Source organism: Stenotrophomonas sp. GD04054, from assembly GCF_029836955.1.
Classification (GTDB): domain Bacteria; phylum Pseudomonadota; class Gammaproteobacteria; order Xanthomonadales; family Xanthomonadaceae; genus Stenotrophomonas; species Stenotrophomonas maltophilia_A.
In genome coordinates this window covers 104,377-119,150 of sequence record NZ_JAOECR010000001.1, presented here as the reverse complement: position 1 = coordinate 119,150, position 14,774 = coordinate 104,377, and the positions used below count along the sequence as shown (strand labels likewise).

The 14,774-nt window shown below is 61.7% G+C and carries 16 protein-coding genes; 6 read left to right on the top strand and 10 right to left on the bottom strand.

All coding sequences use genetic code 11. From position 1 onward, the window contains the following. The first annotated feature begins 7 nt into the window (after positions 1–7). The 3 genes from hutU to hutG are packed head-to-tail and all read left to right on the top strand — an operon-like array spanning position 8 to position 4,187. Positions 8–1,690 (top strand): urocanate hydratase, encoded by a 1,683-nt coding sequence (gene hutU, locus N7573_RS00565; RefSeq protein ID WP_202924164.1) that lies wholly within the window; start codon positions 8–10, stop codon positions 1,688–1,690. After that, on the top strand, positions 1,687–3,225 hold the full coding sequence (hutH, locus tag N7573_RS00560) for a histidine ammonia-lyase (protein ID WP_202924162.1): 1,539 nt from the start codon (positions 1,687–1,689) through the stop codon (positions 3,223–3,225). The genes hutU and hutH overlap by 4 nt, the downstream gene beginning before the upstream one ends. Further along, a complete protein-coding gene (gene hutG / locus N7573_RS00555; protein ID WP_046934806.1) occupies positions 3,222–4,187 on the top strand; it encodes a formimidoylglutamase in 966 nt (321 codons plus the stop codon). The genes hutH and hutG overlap by 4 nt, the downstream gene beginning before the upstream one ends. A 2-nt stretch (positions 4,188–4,189) precedes the next feature. On the opposite strand, the gene N7573_RS00550 is transcribed toward hutG, so the two are convergent. After that, positions 4,190–4,588, bottom strand: coding sequence for a MerR family transcriptional regulator (locus N7573_RS00550; RefSeq protein ID WP_080955572.1), 399 nt, complete (start codon positions 4,586–4,588; stop codon positions 4,190–4,192). Between the two features lie 47 nt (positions 4,589–4,635). On the opposite strand from N7573_RS00550, the gene N7573_RS00545 reads away from it, so the two are divergent. From N7573_RS00545 to N7573_RS00535, 3 genes are read left to right on the top strand one after another with little or no spacing between them, the layout of a single operon-like run. Further along, a complete protein-coding gene (locus tag N7573_RS00545; RefSeq protein ID WP_046934791.1) occupies positions 4,636–4,998 on the top strand; it encodes a mercuric transporter MerT family protein in 363 nt (120 codons plus the stop codon). A 10-nt stretch (positions 4,999–5,008) separates the two neighbouring features. After that, complete coding sequence (locus N7573_RS00540) at positions 5,009–5,302, top strand: heavy-metal-associated domain-containing protein (RefSeq protein WP_046934792.1); 294 nt, start codon at positions 5,009–5,011, stop codon at positions 5,300–5,302. 1 nt (position 5,303) lies between these two features. Beyond that, on the top strand, positions 5,304–5,516 hold the full coding sequence (locus N7573_RS00535) for a GDCCVxC domain-containing (seleno)protein (protein ID WP_080955569.1): 213 nt from the start codon (positions 5,304–5,306) through the stop codon (positions 5,514–5,516). Positions 5,517–5,591: 75 nt separating this feature from the next. Here N7573_RS00535 and N7573_RS00530 read toward each other — a convergent pair whose 3' ends face one another. From N7573_RS00530 to N7573_RS00490, 9 genes are all read right to left on the bottom strand, one after another. After that, a complete protein-coding gene (locus tag N7573_RS00530; protein ID WP_046934793.1) occupies positions 5,592–6,116 on the bottom strand; it encodes a DUF305 domain-containing protein in 525 nt (174 codons plus the stop codon). 74 nt (positions 6,117–6,190) lie between these two features. After that, entirely contained in the window at positions 6,191–6,505 is a 315-nt protein-coding gene (locus N7573_RS00525) for a hypothetical protein (protein ID WP_046934794.1), read from the bottom strand. A gap of 28 nt (positions 6,506–6,533) precedes the next feature. Continuing rightward, on the bottom strand, positions 6,534–8,924 hold the full coding sequence (locus tag N7573_RS00520; protein ID WP_052760929.1) for a heavy metal translocating P-type ATPase: 2,391 nt from the start codon (positions 8,922–8,924) through the stop codon (positions 6,534–6,536). A gap of 76 nt (positions 8,925–9,000) precedes the next feature. After that, positions 9,001–9,543 carry a DUF411 domain-containing protein gene (locus N7573_RS00515; protein WP_080955570.1) on the bottom strand — a complete coding sequence of 181 codons (543 nt, stop codon included), beginning with the start codon at positions 9,541–9,543 and terminating at the stop codon, positions 9,001–9,003. A 70-nt stretch (positions 9,544–9,613) separates the two neighbouring features. Then, the gene (locus N7573_RS00510) at positions 9,614–10,462 is read right to left on the bottom strand and encodes a cytochrome c (RefSeq protein ID WP_228903386.1); all 849 of its coding nucleotides are present in this window, start codon (positions 10,460–10,462) and stop codon (positions 9,614–9,616) included. Positions 10,463–10,474: 12 nt separating this feature from the next. Beyond that, on the bottom strand, positions 10,475–11,746 hold the full coding sequence (locus tag N7573_RS00505) for a copper resistance protein B (protein ID WP_046934796.1): 1,272 nt from the start codon (positions 11,744–11,746) through the stop codon (positions 10,475–10,477). Continuing rightward, positions 11,743–13,611: a copper resistance system multicopper oxidase gene (locus N7573_RS00500; RefSeq protein WP_046934797.1), complete on the bottom strand. Its 1,869-nt coding sequence runs from the start codon at positions 13,609–13,611 to the stop codon at positions 11,743–11,745. Before N7573_RS00500 ends, N7573_RS00505 begins: the two co-directional genes overlap by 4 nt. A gap of 113 nt (positions 13,612–13,724) precedes the next feature. Beyond that, positions 13,725–14,144 carry a transcriptional regulator CopL gene (copL, locus tag N7573_RS00495; RefSeq protein WP_046934798.1) on the bottom strand — a complete coding sequence of 140 codons (420 nt, stop codon included), beginning with the start codon at positions 14,142–14,144 and terminating at the stop codon, positions 13,725–13,727. A gap of 176 nt (positions 14,145–14,320) precedes the next feature. Further along, a complete protein-coding gene (locus N7573_RS00490) occupies positions 14,321–14,671 on the bottom strand; it encodes a helix-turn-helix transcriptional regulator (protein ID WP_046934799.1) in 351 nt (116 codons plus the stop codon). Between the last annotated feature and the right edge of the window lie 103 nt (positions 14,672–14,774).

Below are 14,774 nucleotides of genomic sequence, written 5' to 3'. Positions count from 1 at the left end.
GGATACCTTGGAACGCTCCGCTTCCCCTGCGCGCACCGTTCGCGCTCCGATCGGCACCCAGCTGCACTGCAAGAGCTGGCTGACTGAAGCGGCCTACCGCATGATCCAGAACAATCTGGACCCCGATGTTGCCGAGCGCCCGGAAGACCTGGTGGTCTACGGCGGCATCGGTCGTGCTGCGCGCGACTGGAGAAGCTTTGACCGTATCTTGGAAACGTTGCGATCGCTTGAGGATGATGAATCCTTGTTGGTGCAATCGGGAAAACCGGTAGGCGTGTTCCGCACGCATAAGGATGCACCGCGCGTACTGATCGCCAACTCCAACCTGGTGCCCCACTGGGCGACTTGGGAGCATTTCAACGAGCTCGATAAGAAGGGCTTGATGATGTACGGGCAGATGACCGCCGGCAGCTGGATCTACATCGGTAGCCAGGGCATCGTGCAGGGAACCTACGAGACGTTCGTTGAGCTGGGTCGCCAGCACTACGGTGGCAACTGGCAGAACAAGTGGATCCTCACCGCAGGCTTGGGCGGTATGGGCGGCGCGCAAGCATTGGCCGCAACGCTAGCCGGCGCCAGCAGCATCGTGATCGAGTGTCAGGAGTCGCGAATCGATTTTCGCATTCGCACACGCTATGTCGATCACAAGGCCACCTCCATCGAGCAGGCCCTGCAGATCATTGAAAGCAGTCCAGTCCCCGTGTCGGTGGGATTGCTGGGCAATGCGGCCGAATTACTCCCGCAGTTCGTCGCTCTTGCACGCAATGGCGGCGCCCGCCCCCATGCGGTGACCGATCAGACCTCGGCGCATGACCTGATCAACGGGTATCTGCCGTCGGGATGGACGGTGTCGCAGTGGGAGCAGGCCCGGGCCGGCAGCGACGGCCAACGCCGTGAATTGGCGCAGGCCGCGGCCGCCTCGTGCGCCACGCACGTACGCGCCATGCTTGATTTCCACGCGCTGGGCGTGCCGACGATCGACTACGGCAACAACATCCGGCAAGTGGCCCTGGATCAAGGCGTGGACAATGCCTTCGCCTTCCCTGGCTTCGTGCCCGCCTGTATCCGTCCGCTCTTCTGCCGGGGCATGGGGCCTTTCCGATGGGTGGCCCTCAGCGGCGACCCGGAAGATATCTACAAGACCGATGCCAAGGTCAAAGAGCTGTTTCCGGATAACACGCATCTTCACCAGTGGCTGGATCAGGCGCGGGAGCGCATCGCGTTCCAAGGCCTGCCTGCCCGCATTTGCTGGCTGGGTCTGGGCGAGCGACACAAAGCGGCTTTGGCATTCAATGAAATGGTGCGTAACGGCGAATTGAAGGCGCCCATCGTGATTGGGCGTGATCATCTGGATTGTGGCTCGGTCGCCAGCCCCAACCGCGAAACCGAAGGCATGCGTGATGGTTCCGATGCGGTATCGGATTGGCCGCTGCTCAATGCCCTGCTGGCCACCAGTGGCGGCGCCACGTGGGTAAGCCTGCATCACGGAGGCGGCGTGGGCATGGGGTTTTCGCAGCATTCGGGTGTAGTCATCGTCTGCGATGGCACTGAACAAGCCGACCGGCGGCTAGCGCGCGTGCTATGGAACGATCCGGCCACCGGGGTCATGCGCCATGCTGATGCCGGCTACGAGCAAGCATTGGCGTGCGCGCGTGAGCATGAGTTGATCTTGCCGGCCATCCTGGAGTGAGCATCATGCTGAACTTGACGCCTGGCCAAGTGACCTTGGCGCAGCTGCGGCAGATCGCCGAAGGTGCCGCCCCCATCGCACTGGACCCCGCCTGTTGGGATCAGGTGCGCGCCTCTTCCCAAGCCGTCCAGGCCATCGTGGTGGCCGGTGAGCCTGCCTATGGCATCAACACCGGCTTTGGCAAGCTGGCCAAGGTCCACATAGCGCGCGAGCAATTGGAGCAACTGCAGACCAACCTGGTGCGCTCCCATGCCGTTGGCATGGGCCCGCTGCTCGATGACGCCTGCGTACGACTGATCTTCGCCACCAAGATCGCGTCTCTGGCCCGAGGCTACTCGGGCGTACGCGAGCAGACGCTGGCTACGCTAGTGGCGATCTACAACGCACAGATCTGGCCCTGCATTCCTGCCCAAGGCTCAGTAGGCGCCTCCGGCGATCTGGCACCGTTGGCGCACCTGACGTTGGCAGCCATGGGCGAAGGCCACGTGCGGGTTGACGGACAGGTGCTGCCCGCCAGCCAGGCGCTGGAACACGCGGGCATCACCCCGATCCGGCTGGCGGCCAAGGAGGGGCTGGCCCTGCTCAACGGCACGCAGGTATCCACCGGCATTGCATTGATGGCGCTGTTCGCGGCAGAGCAGATCTACTCAGCTGCCGTGTTGAGCGGCGCGATGAGCGTCGATGCCGCCTGCGGCTCTGACTCGCCCTTCGATCCGCGCATCCATGCCGTGCGTGGCCAGCCGGGCCAGATTGTCGTGGCCAAGCACTACCTTCGCCTGCTGGCCGGTAGCGCGATCCGTGAGTCGCATCGTCAGAACGACACGCGTGTGCAGGATCCTTACAGTCTCAGGTGCCAGCCTCAGGTGATGGGGGCCATACGCGACGTGATGCAACATGTGGCACAAGTGTTGTGGACAGAGGCCAACGCGGTCTCTGATAACCCACTGGTCTTCACCGATACCAGCGAAGTGATCTCGGGTGGCAACTTCCACGCCGAGCCCGTGGCCTTTGCTGCGGATCAACTGACCATGGCAGTGTCGGAGATCGGTGCCTTAGCCGAGCGCCGGATTGCCTTGTTGATCGATTCGACTTTGTCAGGTCTGCCCGCATTCCTGGTGGCCAACCCGGGCGTCAATTCAGGTTTCATGATCGCCCACGTGACCGCCGCTGCACTGGCCAGCGAAAACAAAACCCTCTCCCATCCCGCCAGCGTGGATTCTTTGCCGACCTCGGCCAACCAGGAGGACCATGTCAGCATGGCGACCTTCGCCGCGCGCAAGTCTCGCGAGGTGGCCGATAACGTGCGTCGCATCGTGGCCATCGAAATGCTTGCCGCCTGCCAAGGCATCGAGTTCCGACGGCCGCTGCAGTCTTCGCAGGCTTTGGAAGCGGTGCACGCGCAGGTACGCGCCCTGGTACCCCGCTACGACGAGGACCGCTATCTGGCCCCCGAGATGCAGGCCATCGAGGCCTTCATCCAACGAGGGGGGCTGCAACCGTTCCTGGAGTGGCCATTGCAGGAGACGGGCAGGTGAATCCTGCATGGGCGGGGCGCGTGGATCTGCCGTTGTCGGCCGATACCCAGCGCTGGCATCAGGTGGTGGCGTCGGACCCGGATCTTGGCGCTCCTGGCATTGCCCTGCTGGGCTTTGCCAGCGATGAAGGCATTCGTCGCAATGCCGGACGGCCAGGTGCTGCACAAGGGCCCGATGCACTTCGCAGGACGTTGGCCAACCTGCCCGTGCTACAACCCTGCCCTCTTTACGACGCAGGCAATATCGTCTGCGAGGATCGTGCCCTGGAGCTGGCACAGGCCCACTACTCCCAGCGCGCCCAACAACTCTTGGATAGCGGGCATTGGGTCGTCGGCTTAGGCGGAGGTCACGAAATTGGCTATGCCAGCTATGCGGCCCTGTGCGGCCACCTCGGACCATCACCATCGCGAATCGGCATTTTCAACTTCGATGCTCATTTCGATTTACGCGAGCAGGGGTGTGCGAGTTCCGGCACGCCCTTCCTTCAAGCATTGGAGCACGCCCACAGGAGTGCCACGCCGCTCCAGTACCACTGCATTGGCGTCAGTCGCTCCAGCAATACACCGCGCTTGTTCGCTACGGCCGAACGTGAGGGCGCCCACTACATCACCGATGACGCCCTAAACGCGTGGAATTGGCACGCACAAGCGGAAGTGGTGAATCGCTGGTGTGATGCGGTGGACGTAATCTACCTGACCCTGTGCCTGGATGTATTGCCGCAAGCCACTGCTCCGGGTGTGAGCGCGCCTAATCCAAGAGGCGTGAGCCTAGAGGTCGTGGAAGCATTGATGGACTTGATCCTGGCTTCAGGAAAGGTGCGGTTGATGGATGTGGCTGAGCTGTGTCCGCCCTTGGACTTAGATCAAGCTACTGCGCGCATAGCCGCTCGCCTAATCCACCGCGCCTGTAGCGCGGTACGACCGGCGCTCAACAGGAGCGGGCAGCTGAACTCTATGGCTTGAGGCTACCGACTTGTCCTTGCCAACCGATCTAGCGCGGGGCAAGCATCACCCGCGGAGGCTTGGCATTCGTCTACCAATTGTTTCAGCCCGGTCTCCAACAAACGCAAATCTTCAATGCGCTGGCGGACTTCGCTCAACTTCTGTTCCGTCAGCAATCGGGTTTGCTCACACGCGCCCCTGCCCTCGATCTGCAACAAACTAGCTATCTCATCAAGACGGAACCCGGCCGCCTGAGCTCGTCGGATAAATCTAAGCCGGCTAACATCAGCCTCACCATAGCGCCGTACACCGCGTTGTGGACGTTCGGGCTCAGGAAGCAAGCCCCGCCGCTGGTAATAGCGAATCGTCTCGATATGTACATCCGCGGCCTTTGCCAGCCGACCGATGGTCATGGCACTCATGATCACTGCTTGACTCCGTACCATGGTACGGAGAATAACATACTGCCATGAGTCAGCATCGTCCTCCCAAGTCCTTTTTGCCACCTCTTTGGGGCGCGGCGGTTGCCGCTGTTGGCGCGTCAATATGCTGCGTGGTGCCGCTGGTGCTGGTCTTAATGGGAATCAGCGGAGCATGGATCGCTAACCTCACGGCCTTTGACGTCTGGCGCCCTTGGTTGAGCGCGCTCACCATACTTTGCTTGGCTTGGGCGTTTTGGACCCAGTATCGCTCAGGCGCGCAGCGGTGCAGCAATGACGGTGGCTGCACGGATACCCCATCACTAAGGCGCCGCCGTCGTTGGCTCTGGATGGCCGCCAGCGGGATCGTGCTGTTGCTACTCTTTCCCTATTACATTAGCTGGTTCTTGTAAGGAGCACTTTATGCGCGCAATGCTTCTTGGTCTGATCATGACGATCTGGATGTCGGCGGCTTGGGCCATCACACCTCAACGGGTCATGTTGCATGTGGAGAACATGACGTGTCCGGCATGCAGCATTACCATCGAGAAGGCCTTGGACAAGGTGCCTGGGGTAACGTCCACTCAGGTAGACACACGGGCTGGAACAGTGACCGTTATTTTTGATGCGAAAATCGTGGATTCAGCGAGAATAGCAAAGGCGATCACTGACGCCGGTTTTCCAGCGACCATCAAGACAGGATCGGAAAGTGGCTGACATGCAACTGGCCAGCACCTTGACTTGCCCTGTATGCGGTCATCGGGCAACAGAGACCATGTCCACAGACTCATGTCAGTTCTTCTATGAATGCGTGAACTGCAATAAGTTGATTCAGCCCAAAACAGGCGATTGCTGCGTTTTCTGTTCTTACGGCACGGTGCCGTGCCCGCCTATTCAACGGCACAGCTCCTGCTGTTCTGGCGCAGCCTAGCTAACCCCTCCTGGGCGGGGACACCGTTTTACCTAGTCTTTGAGCGGCGCAAGTAGACAGCAGACGTCACCGCGATCAATTGGCGAGAAGTTGCTTCATCTGGGCGATCTCTTGCTTCTGCGAGGTGATGATGTCCAGGCAGAGTCTGGTCAGCTCGGGATCCTTCAGGCGGTTTTCTTCGCACATCAGGATGGCGCCGGCATGATGGGGAATCATAGAGCGGATGAACTGCCGATCAGTCACCGCGGCCTGCGTACGGATTCCCCACCAACAGAACAGCATGAACGCCACGGTCACGCTGGCCAGGATCAGGTTACGCCGACGATCGGGGTACATGCTGGACATGAGCCAAAGCTCGATCAACAGCATCGGCGCAGCCATTAGCCCTGCCATGTAGAGCTGGTTGACGTTGTGATAGACGTTGGCCCACTGATCGACCATGGCATACATCAGGGCGTACATAGCCAGGAACGACAGGGCCATCATCAGCAGCAGGCGACCGTAGTGCCCCTGATGCGTCTGACCGGGACTTCCTTGCGAGGCGTGTTGCCCTAGATGCTGCGTGTGCGTGCTTTCGTGCTTACCGTGCGAAGAAGACATGTCGATCTCCGTGGGAATAGCAGAACATCGCCGAATCCCGGGGGCCAAGGACCCAGCCCCCGGGGAGATAGCAGTTACATACCCTTGCCGGCAGCGAATTCCTGCGGGCTCAGCTTGCCGTCCTTGTTGCTATCGAGCATGCCAAAGTGGGGTGCCAGCTTGTGCTTGGCCAGCTCTTCCTTGGACAACGAGCCGTCCTTGTTGGCATCGAGCTTAGTGAAGTCGGCATCGGCCGCGGCCGGCTTGTGCTGACCATGCTCCTGCTTCTTATGATCCATCGGCTTGTGCTGGCCGTGGTCGGTGGTGGGCGTGGTGGTCTGGCCACCGGCGAAGGCCGCGCCGGCCATCAGGAACAGGGCCATCATCGAGAGGGAGGCATAACGCTTCATTGCAGTACTCCTTGTGGGATATGAGCCATCAGTGACAGGAATGGCCGCGCGCAGGCTCATCGGCGCGGTCAGGGTGAGAGGTGGCAACAACGGTGGAGCCGGACAAACGCAAGGCATTGGTGACCACCGAAACCGAGCTCAGGCTCATGGCCAGGGCCGCCATCATCGGACTGAGCAAAAGGCCGAAGCTGGGGTACAGCAGGCCGGCGGCGATGGGCACGCCGATGGCGTTGTAGACGAAGGCGAAGCCCAGGTTCTGCTTCATGTTGGCCACTGTCGAAGACGAGATGGCACGGGCTTGCACGATGCGCCTCAAATCACCCTTGACCAGGGTGAGCTGGGCGCTGGACATGGCCACATCCGTGCCCGTCCCCATCGCGATGCCCACATCGGCTGCCGCCAGGGCCGGCGCATCGTTGATGCCATCGCCGGCCATGGCCACACGACGCCCTTGGGCTTTGAGTTGCTGGACCAGTTCGGCCTTGTCCTGAGGTTTGACGCCGCCACGCACATCGTCGATGCCCAGCGTGCGCCCCACGGCCTCGGCCGTGGCCTGTGCGTCACCGGAGGCCATCACCACGTGCAGGCCATCGGCACGTAGCAGGTTCAAGGCAGGCAAGGTCGTGGCTTTGATGGGATCAGCCACCGCAATGGCGCCGGCCAACCGCCCATTGACCGCCAGGAACATCACGCTGGCGCCTTCTTTGCGAAGACGCTCGGCGCTGCTCTGCAAGGGGGCTACATCGGCGCCAACCGATGCCATCAGGCTTTGGTTGCCGAGCACGACATCCTGATCGGCCACGCGCCCGCGAACGCCTTGGCCGGTGAGCGAATCAAAATCCTGGGCGGCCACCAGGTTCAAGCCACGTCGTTGGGCTTCAGCCACGATGGCCTCGGCCAGGGGGTGCTCACTGCCCTGCTCCAGGCTGCCGGCCAAACGAAGGATCTGATCGGCGTCGAAACCGGCGTAGGAGAGCGTGTCGCGAAAGGCTGGACGTCCCTCGGTCAACGTACCGGTCTTGTCCACGATCAAGGTGTCGATCAGACGTAGCTGTTCGATCGCCTGAGCGTCGCGGAACAGGACTCCGACCTGCGCAGCGCGGCCGGTGGCGACCATGATCGACATGGGGGTAGCCAAACCCAGGGCACACGGGCACGCAATGATCAGAACCGATACGGCATTGAGGACGGCAAAGGTCCATGACGGTTCGGGTCCAAACAGGCCCCATCCGAAGAAGGTAAGCACCGCCGTGGCCAGCACGGCCAGAACGAACCAGTACGCCACCTTGTCCGCCATACGCTGCATCGGCGCGCGAGAGCGCTGGGCCTGGGCCACCAACTGCACAATCTGCGACAGTACCGTCCCGGATCCGACTTTGTCCGCCCGGATGACCAGGGCGCCCGTCCCGTTGAGCGTGGCGCCTATGACGTGGTCACCGACAGTCTTCTCCACCGGAATGGGTTCACCGGTCAGCATCGACTCATCGACACTGGTGCGACCTTCGATGACTTCCCCATCGACCGGCACCTTCTCGCCCGGTCGTACGCGAAGCAGATCACCCACATGCACGTGATCCAGCGCAACGTCCTCTTCGCCCCCATCGGGCTTGACGCGGCGTGCCGTCTTGGGCGCCAACCCCAGCAGCGACTTGATGGCTGCCGAGGTTTTGGAGCGCGCCCGCAGTTCCAGCAGCTGGCCGAGCAGCGTGAGCGAGACGATGACCGCCGCTGCTTCGAAGTAGACCCCCACCCGTCCATGCTCGCGGAAAGAGTCCGGAAACAGGCCCGGCGTCACGGTGGCCACCACGCTGTAGCCAAACGCGGCGGCCACGCCGATGCCGATCAGCGTCCACATGTTGGGGCTGCGATTGCCGATGGACTGTAGGCAGCGCACAAAGAAAGGCCACCCCGCCCAGAGCACCACCGGGGCGCTCAGCACGAGCTCAATCCAGGTGCGCGCCTGCGTGGACAAGCCGGGCAGACGATGTCCCAGCATGGCCAAGACCAGGACGATCAACGTCAAAGGCAACGTCCACCAGAAGCGTCGGGTGAAATCGCGTAACTCCGGATTGTCGTCCTCCTCCAGCGACGGCATCTCCGGCTCCAGTGCCATGCCGCAGATCGGACAGGTGCCGGGACCTGGCTGACGAATCTGCGGATGCATCGGACAGGTATAGACCGTGGCATGGGTATCGCGGGGGGGAGCCACCGCTGCTGGGGCGGTCATTTCAACTTGCTGGGCAGCACCGTCCGTATAACGGTCGGGATTAGTGATGAACCGCTCTCGGCATCTGGCTGAGCAGAAGTGATACTTCGTTCCGCCATGCAGAGCGTGGTACGGCGTTCTAGCCGCGGAGACCTGCATACCGCATACCGGATCACGCACCGAGTCTGGACCATCGCTGGCACCCTGCGGCATCGCCTTGCCGGCTTCATCGTGGGAATGAGGGGACATGGATCACTCTGGGCTGGAAGAAGGGATCGCGAGCAAACTGTCAGCTGCGTTGACCGTGCAGGACGTAAGGCTGCGTGGTGCCATCGGGCAGTACAAATTCCACCGTATAGGGTTGAACACGTCCGTCGGGCATCTCCATGCCAGGAGAACCGGCAGGCATCCCCGGTAGCACTAATCCACGGCCTACCGGGCGCTCACGCAACAGGCGCAGGATGTCTTGCACCGGCACATGACCTTCGACGATGTAGCCATCGATCTCGGCGGTATGGCACGAGCCGCGTCCATAAGGAACGCCCAAGCGCGCCTTGATCGGGTTCAGGTCTTCGCTGTTGTGCACCTCAACCGTAAAACCTGCTTTCTCCAGATGCTCCACCCACAGTTGGCAGCAACCGCAGGTCGCACTCTTATGTACTTTGACCAACGGCAACGGACGCTGCGGTTGAGTGACCTGCTGCGCAGCCGCCGATGTCGGAGATTGGGCGTCCGATGCCGCCTCTGAATTGACAGCCGATTCGGGGCGCGCGCATGCGGTCAGCGACAAGGCCGTGGCCAGCAGAAAGAGACAGCTGCGTGAAGTGTTCATCATGCTTCCTTAAGAGATGCCCGAGCGCCGAGGCGCTCGGGCGTGGAGCCGGGGCAGCTCCATGAAGGGATCAATGCTGGTGATCGTGGCCGTCATCGGCCTTGGGAGCTGGCTCGGCTGGTTTGGCTGGCATGGAGCCGTGCTGATCGTGCTCGCCCTCGGACTTGGCCTGCGCAGGTTGCTTTGCCGGCTCGGCCGCATGCACGTGCGTCTTGCCGTCGGCATGCACATGCGTGGTGCCTTCCTTAGGCTTGCTCATGTCCATGCCCATGCCACCTGCTTCATGCCCCTGGCCATGGCCATGGCCATCACCCATCTCTTCGCTATCACCGCCGCCATGGTGATCTGCACCCGCTTCCTCGCCATGCGAGTGCCCGCCGGTCTCACCGCCACCGTGTGAATGGCCATCACTGCTGGCTACCAACGCCTGGTAGCCGGCCTTGTCCAGCTTGGGCAGCTTCTGCAGGAAGGCCGACATGTTCCAGATGAACTCATCGTCCATGCTGCCGCCCCACGCAGGCATGCCGCTGGCCTTGATGCCGTGCTTGATCACCCAGAACGCCTCAGCTGGACCCACCGGGTGCTTGCTTAGGTTTGGTGGCGCGGGGTACAGACCCTTGCTCATCTCGGTGGCCGCCGCATCTGGCGAAAGATGACAGGTCACACACATAGCGTTGTAGTTGCCCGCACCCTGGCGGATACGCTCAGGATCATCCAGGTTCGTGGGTACCTGAAGCTTGGCGGCGCGCACCTCAATGGAACGCTCACGCGCCGTTTCAAGTAGCGCATACACCGGGCGACTATGCGGATCATCAGCGGCCACGTTGTACACGCCCAGAGAGACCGCGGCGGTTGCGACCACCGCAACCAATGCCACGCCGGCGCCGAGCCATACCCACATCTTCTTGTTGGATTTCATTGTCAGTTCCCCTTAGAACCAGGTACGAAGGCCGATGACCAAGCGCGTGTCTTCAAAAGACTCGCCATGCTCGCGTCGCATGTCTGCGGTATTGCCAAACGCACGCTCGTACACCACGCCGATGTAGGGAGCGAACTTTCGGGTGAACTCATAACGAAGTCGCAGGCCCGCCTCAGCGGTACTCAGACCCGAACCTATTCCGCGCAATGGATCGTTCTTGCCATACGCCGTGACCTCCACCAGCGGCTGCAGGATCAGCCGATTGGTCAGCAGCAGTTCGTACTCGGCCTCGACATTGGCAGCAGTCTGGCCGCCTTCGCCGAGATAGGCTGTGGCGGATACTTCGAACTTCATCGGTGCCAAGCCCTGTACGCCGATAGCGGCGAAGTTCTGCGAAGCCCCCGGCTTGAAGTCATGGCGCACACCGGCTACCACATCCCACCACGTGGAGATACTGCGGCCGTAGAGCACTTCCAGATCAGCCGACTCGGTCTGACCATCTGTGCGTTCGCCTTCACTGCGGAACCAGACGCGATTGAGGTCCGTACCGATCCAACCCTGACCCTCCCAACCCAGCCCGGTGCCCGGATCGGCATCCCAGGCTTCCAGGCGATTGAGCAGTACGTAGCTCTTGATCGAATTGTCATGCACCGGATGCGCGTGTGCGGGCGCGATGGCCGCCTGACGATCAGCCTCGGTCACCGCAGGAATCGGGGTGCGCGGCTGCGTTGGTGCGACAGGCCCATGTCCCATCTGACTGTGGTCCATGCCCTCCATCGATTGCATGCCAGCTTCTGGCGTAGCGGATGCGGGCGAACCGTGGCCCATCTGCGAATGGTCCATCCCCTGCATCGCAGGCGTGGACGTGCTGGAGGCGTCGGACGCAGCGGGCTGTGCCATCTGACTGTGATCCATGCCCTGCATCGGCTGCGTCTGCGCTTTGGGCGCTGCAGGTGTACTCGCGGGCGAGCTGTGCCCCATCTGCGAGTGGTCCATGCCCTGCATGGCAGGCTCGGCTGCTTGAGCCGGCGGCGCGGCATGGCCCATCGCCGCATGATCGATAGTCGCTTCGCTGGTCTTGGCCGGTGTTGTAGGTTTGGGGGCTGGCGCAGGCTTTGATGTCGGCGCCTGATGTGCAGAGTGATCCTGAGCCTGGGTCTGCGCGCCCTGCTCCATCGGCATGGAGCCGTGCTGCATGGATTGGGCGCTGGCCGCATTGGCCAGGGCCAGCGAGATAGCCAGGGTCAGCGCAGTCAGGGTGGTATTGCGTCTATTGATGTTCATTCGTCGACCCTCACCGTGCGCATCATTCCGGCTTCCATGTGATAGAGCAGGTGGCAATGGAACGCCCAGCTGCCCAACGCATCGGCACGCACGCGATACGTACGTCGGCTGCCTGGCGGCATGTCCACCGTGTGCTTGCGCACCATGAAGTTGCCGCTATCGTCTTCCACATCGCTCCACATGCCGTGCAAATGGATCGGGTGGGTCATCATCGTGTCGTTGACCAATACGATGCGCATGCGCTCGCCGTAGTTCAGCCGTAGCGGCTCGACATCGGAAAACTTCTGACCATTGAAACCCCAGGAGAATTTCTCCATGTGTCCGGTCAGATGCAGCTCGATCTCGCGACCGGGGTCGCGTCCGTCAGGGTCTTCAAAGGTGCTCTTGAGCATGGAATACGTCAGTACATGACGGCCGTTATCGCGCAGGCCATTGCCCGGATCGTCCAAGCGCGAAGTCACGCTCATGGCTTGGTTGTCCAACAGGGGATTGTTGGTCTCGCTGGCAGGGTGTGATTGCATGCCCCCATGCTGCATGCCGGCCATGGCACCATCGCCGGCGGCGGGCATCGCGTGACCCGCATGGGCCGAGGCCTCATTGCCGCTGGCAGGTGGGGTCATGCCGGGCATGCCCATGGCTGCACCACAGCCGCCTTCCATGCCCTTGCTGCCGCCAGACATATCCATCGATCCATGATCCATGCCCATGTCTGCCATCGTCAGCAGCGGCCGGGGATCCACAGACGGAAGAGGCGCGCGTAGTCCTTCGCGCACGGCGAGCGTGCCGCTGACGTAGCCGGTGCGACCGGAGTCCTGGGCAAAGATGGTGAATGCGTCCTGCCCGGAGGGCTCCACGATCACATCGAAGGTTTCTGCTACTGCAATGCGGAACTCGTCGACCGAAACCGGATGGACGTACAAGCCATCCGCCGCGACCACGGTCATCTTCAACCCCGGAATACGCACATCGAAGTACGTCATGGCAGAGCCATTGATGAAACGCAGACGCACCTTCTCGCCACTGCGGAACAACCCGGTCCAGTTGCCCAGAGAGGTCGTGCCGTTCATCAGGTAGGTGTAGGTGTTGGCGTTGACGTCGGACAGATCCGTGGGCGTCATTCGCATCACGCCCCACATCTTGCGATCTTCCAACGTGGCCGACAGACCATTGCGCTTCACATCGCGCGCGAAATCGCCGACCGTGCGCTTGTAGTAGTTGTCATGGCCCGGCATCTTCTTCAAACGATCGAACAGGGCCGTCGGGTCCAGGTCTGTCCAATCGCTCAGCATCACGACGTAGTCGCGATCGAAGCTGAAAGGCTCTGGCTCCAGTGGATCGATCACGATCGGTCCATAAAGCCCAGCTTGTTCCTGGAAACCTGAGTGGCTGTGGTACCAGTAGGTTCCGCCCTGATGCAGGGTGAACCTATAGTGGTAGGTCTCACCACGTCCGATGCCGTCAAAGCTCAGGCCCGGCACGCCGTCCATGTTGGCCGGCAGAATGATGCCGTGCCAATGGATGGAAGTATCCGTGCCATGGAGGGAGTTGGCCGGCAATGCATTGGAGACACGCAGGTTGACCGTGGTGCCTTCCCGCCACCGCAGCAACGGGGCCGGAACGGACCCGTTGACCGTGATCGCGGTGCGGGTCTTGCCGGTGAAGTTCATCGGCGTCTCGCCGATGGTCAGGTCAAACTCGGTGCCCGACAATACGTTGGCTTGTCCGGGGCCCTTGAGCGCCCAACTGGCTTTGGGCCAGAACCCCAATCCTGCGACTGCGCCTCCCAAGGCCAAGCCTTGGACAAATCGCCGCCGCGAAGGCAGCAGCGGTCCACCATGTGGACCACGAAAATCATCATGCGACATGTAAATGCTCCAAGCGTCGTGTTGCCACCGGCAGGCGGTGGTACAGAGCGGGTGGCTGGCCTATACAGGCATGCAAGCCACACCAACGGCGCCATTGCGGCGCCTAGGGACGCTTAGCCGATCGGTGGTCGGATCAGATGAGGCAAGGCAGGCGCCGGATGCCCCAAGGGCAGCGGCATGACATCCAGGCCCAAGGCCAGTTGTACCGAAACATGCAGGCGCGCAGGCAATGCGCTCGCGCACGCGTGCACGCAGGCGCACCGGCACGCAGACGACTTGCAACAGTCGGGGCCGGCATGATCGCCGTGCCCAGTGCCAGCCTTTTCAATCGATGTGGCATCGGGATGATGCTCAGCACTGTGATGGGCGACGCAGTCTTCGTCGACTTGCACCGCGGCAGCGACTTCGCTGGCCTGCTCTTCCATCACCGGATTCATACTGACCGACGCAAACGCCGACCACGCCCCGTTAAGCACGAGCATGGCGATCAGGATCAGTCGCAGTAGAAGTGAGGAGGCTGACACGGGCGACATGGTAAATCACTTTAGACAAGGCGCGCGTGTATCGGTCGTGAACAAAATCTCAGGCAGGCCTGAGATGCCGCGCCCCGTTAGTCGCGCTAGCCGCGCCCACTGGTGTTCCATCCGGGGGCGCTCCAAAGGGCCGGGTTGAAGCGAAGTGCTGCCCATAAAGCGAGCGACCGTACGGCCTACTTCTCGGATGTGCTCTCGATCAGCTTCACCAGCTCGCGCTTCTGCTGCTTGCTGAGCGAGCCCCAGCGTAGGAGCAACTTGGCCAGCAGATCATCATCGGTGTACAGCAACGCGGCGGGGATCCCCAACGCTTGAGCCAACCGCTCAGCGGTCTCCAGCTTCGGCTCGTGCTTGCCACGCTCGTACTGGTTGATTCGGGGGCTGGCCACGTGAGGATCCAGACCGGCCCGGATGCCCAACTCCTTCTGCGACAAGCCCGTGTGCAGGCGGGCTTGTTTGAGGCGTCGAGCGAAGGTCGGTGTTGAGTCGACTGACAAAGTCACGCGCGCACCCCATGGAGACCCCATAAGGATGGCGGATGTACCCTGCCTTGCATACTAAGATATTCTTAGCTTTGAGGCAACCGGCGACCCCGGTAGCGCTGCCATCGCCAGGAGCCACGCCGCTCCC